The 5,532-nt window shown below is 36.0% G+C and carries 5 protein-coding genes and 2 rRNA genes; 6 read left to right on the top strand and 1 reads right to left on the bottom strand.

Annotation, left to right across the window (positions count from 1 at the left end; all coding sequences use genetic code 11):
- Both rrf and RCJ93_RS16435 read left to right on the top strand, forming a co-directional pair.
- Window positions 1–114, top strand: a 5S ribosomal RNA gene (gene rrf / locus RCJ93_RS16440); the annotation flags it as partial.
- Between the two features lie 1,088 nt (window positions 115–1,202).
- Window positions 1,203–1,811, top strand: a complete 609-nt coding sequence (locus RCJ93_RS16435; RefSeq protein WP_150285694.1) for a DedA family protein — start codon at window positions 1,203–1,205, stop codon at window positions 1,809–1,811.
- Between the two features lie 55 nt (window positions 1,812–1,866).
- Here the strand turns inward: RCJ93_RS16435 and RCJ93_RS16430 are convergent, their stop codons facing one another.
- Window positions 1,867–2,637, bottom strand: coding sequence for a TSUP family transporter (locus RCJ93_RS16430; RefSeq protein ID WP_150285695.1), 771 nt, complete (start codon window positions 2,635–2,637; stop codon window positions 1,867–1,869).
- Window positions 2,638–2,748: 111 nt separating this feature from the next.
- Here RCJ93_RS16430 and RCJ93_RS16425 point away from each other — a divergent pair, with 111 nt between their 5' ends.
- The 4 genes from RCJ93_RS16425 to RCJ93_RS16410 all read left to right on the top strand — a co-directional run.
- A complete protein-coding gene (locus RCJ93_RS16425) occupies window positions 2,749–3,534 on the top strand; it encodes a TrmB family transcriptional regulator (protein WP_150285696.1) in 786 nt (261 codons plus the stop codon).
- Between the two features lie 100 nt (window positions 3,535–3,634).
- Window positions 3,635–4,342 (top strand): CoA transferase subunit A, encoded by a 708-nt coding sequence (locus RCJ93_RS16420; RefSeq protein ID WP_147198317.1) that lies wholly within the window; start codon window positions 3,635–3,637, stop codon window positions 4,340–4,342.
- Window positions 4,343–4,358: 16 nt separating this feature from the next.
- Window positions 4,359–5,012, top strand: a complete 654-nt coding sequence (locus tag RCJ93_RS16415) for a 3-oxoacid CoA-transferase subunit B (RefSeq protein WP_066791436.1) — start codon at window positions 4,359–4,361, stop codon at window positions 5,010–5,012.
- A 442-nt stretch (window positions 5,013–5,454) separates the two neighbouring features.
- Window positions 5,455–5,532 (top strand): 16S ribosomal RNA (locus RCJ93_RS16410); the annotation flags it as partial.

The raw sequence follows: 5,532 nt of genomic DNA, 5'->3' as shown, positions 1-5,532 counted from the left end.
TAGTAATGATGGCAAAGAGGTCACACCCGTTCCCATGCCGAACACGGAAGTTAAGCTCTTTAGCGCCGATGGTAGTTGGGGGCTTCCCCCTGTGAGAGTAGGACGTTGCTAGGCATATTAAGACACTACTGATTAACACAGTAGTGTCTTTTTTGCGTTAGGTATGTAATACCTTGTTCTTGAAATTCTTTTATATCATTCATATCAAGAAATGAAAAAACGAAATTATAATATATTAAAAATAAACATAGATAGTTATACTATGAAATATAAGAATATTTGAAATATTAGTGTATAATTTAAATTGTATTCCACATACGTATAAAATTTCTTAAAATAACAGGTAAGAAATTTTAAAGCTCTTATTTTTATGGTTAGAATTACTGTGATGATTTGTAAGGTTATTTTAATTTCCCTGTGGAAAGGAAAAAAATCATAAGAATTAACAATAAAAATATTATTTCTTTTATTTTATTGATTTTTATTTCCGTCTTTACCATTGCTGGGTGTACTAATGAAAAAGGTAGTGATGTCCAACAGAATACCCCAAATAAAACGAAAAAGAATGTTAGTAGTACCAAACAACTTTAGATGGCAGCTTTACTCCACCAAACTTCCATATTGATAAATTTCAAGCTACGTTGGATAGGGAACTTGTTCACTATAAAATGATCTATAGAGTTAGCCCGACTCTTTATGATTTGTTAAAGGAAACTGATAGTAAATATTATATGGAGCTAATATTACCTAAAAGAGTTTCTGCTGTAGTGCATAAAAAGCGTACTGATTTAGTTTCTGCTCCAAAAATAAAATCGAATCATGCACTGAATTATAGTGTTGCATTTGAATTTAAGTTGACAAATTCTTTGTCTGCTAAAGGAAGAGAGAGTCTAGTGAAACATAAAAAGGGCTATGGGCTTTATATTTATAATCAAGACAAAGAACCCATCCATTATTTTGATGATATTGAACTGCTTTCTACAGTACCTTAAGGTTGAACAAATGTTACCAAATGATGGTTATAAACATAAGTAAAAGCTTTCGAATATTAAGAGCCAAGCTGTTTAAGCAGTTCGGTTTTTCTGTAAACTCTACTTCCATTGGTTTTAGAGGAGTAAGTAAAGGGATTTCCTAACAAGACTATCACTCATAATTTCTCTTTCTTAGCATATAATAAATGGACAGGTTAAAGGAGGATGGGGATGGAAGAGTGGATTGGTTATATGATGAATACATATGGTTATATAGGGATTCTTATACTTATTGCAGTAGAAAATATCTTTCCACCGATTCCCTCTGAAGTGATTTTAACATTTAGCGGCTTTCTTACAACTACATCTGATGTGACAATGACAGGCGTCATAATATTTTCTACAATCGGTTCTATGATTGGTGCTGTGATTCTGTATGGGATTGGAAGGCTCTTGGATGTGAAAAAGCTAGAGATCATTGTAGATAGATGGGGATATCTATTGCGACTTACACGCAAGGATATCAAAAAGGCGGATGAATGGTTTGCAAAGGTGGGGATATGGGCTGTACTAATAGGACGTGTTGTACCTATTGTTCGCAGCTTAATATCAATTCCTGCAGGCATGGCCAAAATGAATCTGGGCGTTTTTTTGTTATTTACTGCACTGGGATCACTCATCTGGAATAGTGTATTAGTTTATATTGGTGCAAGGGTGGGGTCTTCTTGGGGGGAAATTGTATCATATATAGATACATATTCGAATCTTGTTGTCCTTCTACTAAGCTTCCTGATTCTATTTTTTATTGTCCGCTTATTCTGGAGAAGGAGAAACGCTTAAACCTTCTTCAATATAGAAAGGCTTTCTATTTAAGAAAGCCTTTTTTTATATGTCATTATTTTAAGAAATAATCATACAGATTTTTAGCAAGTAAACAGCATGTGACCACTATAAATAAACCCCGTACATAGCTGGCACCTTGTTTTAAGGCAAAACGTGATCCTAAAATTGCACCGGCGATTTGTGCAAGCCCCATCGGTATGCCATAGGCGTAATTGACTTGGTGCAACCCCATAAACATTAAGAGGGCGGCAATATTGCTCCCAAAGTTTAAAAACCGGGCATTACCTGCAGCACTAAGAAAATCATATCCCACCATCAAGAAAGCAAATATAAGGAATGATCCTGTTCCTGGACCTAAAAAGCCATCATAAAATCCGCAAGCGAAAATAATAAGTGCAAATAATAATAGCTTAGATACTGATAATTTTTTGTATGTAGAAACACTACCCCAATTCTTTTTAAAGATGGTGTACACTGCAACAGCGGCAAGCATAAATAGCATGAGCGGCTTCAATAAATTAGGGTCTAATAAGTGGACTACCCAGGCGCCGAAAGCGGAGCCTATAAAAACAAGCGGAAAGAACTTCAAGACAGACTTCATTTCAATTTTACCTGAACGGTAAAAGGAAATGGTGCTAGTCAACGCCCCCATTGTACCAGCAAGTTTATTTGTTGCTACTGCCGCAGCGGGTGAGAGGCCTGCAAATAAGAGCGCAGGCAAACCGATTAAACCGCCGCCCCCAACCACTGAATCTATAAAGGCAGCTAAAAACCCAAAAAGAATTAGAATAATTAAAAGTGAAAAGTCCATCTCAATATGCATAAAAACCACCTTTTCTTTAGTAACTACTAAAATAGTAACTAAAATTGTTTCTGATGTAAATAGTACTTCTGAATTTGGTATGATGAGAGGAAGAGAAAGTGGGGTATCATATTGGATTTGTTAATCAAACAACTTAAAGCTATTGGATTCACAGAATATGAAGCAAAGTCATATGTATCTTTAGTGGAGCAAGGGACAGTTACTGCTTATCAGGTTAGTAAAAAATCGGGCATACCAAGGGCTAGAATTTATGATACATTGAAAGCTTTAGTGGAAAAAGGCGTAGTATTGAAGGAAGAGAAGACAGACGGCGCTCTTTATTCGCCTTTGCCTGTCGATGTATTTCTTGAAAAAGCACAGAATTCATTCCAAACCAATTTCCTTAGTATGAGCACTGCATTAAAGGAGTGCGAAAAAAAAGAAGAAAAAGGTGAAAGGCAGGTACTCACCTTAAAGGATAAATCAAGCATTATAAGCTACTGCAAAACGCTAATTAAAAAAGCTGAAAAAAGAATCGTTATTTCAATGTGGGATGATTTTTATCATGAACTAAAAGAAGAGTTAGAAAAAGTAGAATCAGAAGTGGAGATTAAAGGTCTCACATTGCATGTAGAAAATCCAGTAGGGAATGTAGATATACATCGCGTTACCCAATTCACTGAAGCACCTACAAGTAAAAAATGGTTTATCTTATCTATTGATGCGAAAAAGATGATTTACGGATCAGTTCTCGATGATAAGGAGCTAGCTTTCTATACAGACGATCCTGTTCATATTTATTTGCTAGAGGATTATGTATGGCATGACGTGTTAGTGAATCGCATAGTACGCAGGAACAAGGATGATATAGAGCAATGGATATCTAAGGAAAGAAAAAAATTTTTTAACGAAGAGTAGACTTCTACGACATACTAACAAAAAATTTACTTATAATTGCTAGAGTTGTAGAATAGTTATGATAGATAATTTTTAATACTCAGACAAAGGGGGCGTATGTATGAACAAGAGTAAAGTCGTGAGCTCTTTCATGGAAGCGGTTTCTGATATTAAAGAAGGTTCTACAATTATTGTGGGAGGGTTTGGTCTTTCGGGCATACCTGAATATTCGATTCAAGCTTTAAAAGAGCAAGGCACGAAGGATTTAACTATTGTTAGCAATAACTGCGGTGTTGATGATTGGGGATTGGGATTACTGTTGGCCAATCGTCAAATAAAGAAAATGATCTCATCGTATGTGGGAGAAAACAAAATTTTTGAACAGCAATATTTAAGTGGTGAATTAGAAGTAGAGTTAGTTCCTCAAGGGACACTTGCAGAGAGAATCCGTGCTGGAGGCGCAGGTATACCTGGATTTTATACTGCTACTGGAGTTGGTACACCGATTGCAGAGGGGAAAGAAACGAAAGAATTTGATGGGAAGACCTATTTACTTGAACGAGGCATAGTAGGGGACTTTGCTTTAGTGAAAGCTTGGAAAGCGGATACGCTTGGCAATTTGATTTTCCGAAAAACAGCTAGGAATTTTAACCCTATAGCAGCTATGGCAGGAAAAATAACTATTGCGGAGGTGGAAGAAATCGTAGAGCCTGGGGAACTTAATCCCGATGAAATTCACCTTCCTGGCATTTACGTGCAAAGACTTTTGTTGGGCACTCATTATGAAAAGCGTATTGAAAAACTTACCGTAGCAGGAGCAAAAGGATAAAGGAGGAGTGAAAGGGATGAAGGAAATACATCTTACAATTGTCAAAAGAGCGGTAAAAGAAATTGAAGATGGGATGAATGTCAATCTTGGGATTGGTATACCTACATTAATTGCTAATGAAATTCCCGCTGACTTTAATGTTTTGCTTCAATCAGAAAATGGTCTTCTCGGCATAGGCCCTTATCCAGTTGAGGGTAATGAAGATCCTGATCTGATTAATGCGGGCAAGGAAACCATCACTACAGTTCCGGGAGCTTCTTTTTTTGATAGTGCTGAATCATTTGCTATGATTCGTGGAGGTCATATAGATTTAGCCATTCTTGGTGGCATGGAAGTTTCAGAAAAGGGAGATTTGGCAAACTGGATGATTCCGGGGAAAATGGTTAAGGGTATGGGAGGCGCCATGGACCTTGTAAATGGAGCCAAGAAAGTAATTGTCGTAATGGAGCATGTAAATAAGCACGGCGATTCTAAAATAAAAAAAGAATGCACATTGCCGTTAACAGGTAAAGGTGTCGTAAATAAGCTGATAACAGATTTGGCTATATTTGAGTTTACTGCTGAGGGTATGGTGTTAGTAGAAGTGCAAGAGGGAGTAACAGTAGAAGAAATTCAAACTAAGACGGATGCGGATTTCTCTATCGCCCAGCATCTATTAGCTCAACAATAAAGAGTTAAAAATAGATCATCAAATGATGATCTATTTTTTGTTTGGACAATTTCTCGCTTTGTAATTTATAAGGTGAGATCAATATCTAGTTATTGCTTTATATAAACTAGTATAGTGTTTTCATCTCTTTTTATTTTTTTGTAAATTTTTTTCTAAAAGTAATTGACGTTTAAATTATATGGTGATATAGTAACTAAGTCGCTAAAAGATATTAAGAAAAGCAATGAATAATAACTTCATTGAAAAATATCTTTTAAAAAGTTGTTGACTAGATTATAAGTTTATGATAATATAATCAAGTCGCTAAAATAACAAGCGATAACATGAACCTTGAAAACTGAACAAGCAAGATGTTAATCATTTAAACTTACTAACAACTGTTAGTTTTAAAGTCATCATCTTAAAGATGATGCGCTAGTGAAATTTTGAGCAATCAAACACTTTTATGGAGAGTTTGATCCTGGCTCAGGACGAACGCTGGCGGCGTGCCTAATACATGCAAGTCGAGCGAATGACGAGG

The sequence above is a fragment of the Rummeliibacillus sp. BSL5 genome (assembly GCF_052928305.1).
This window is presented reverse-complemented; position numbering and strand designations above follow the sequence as displayed.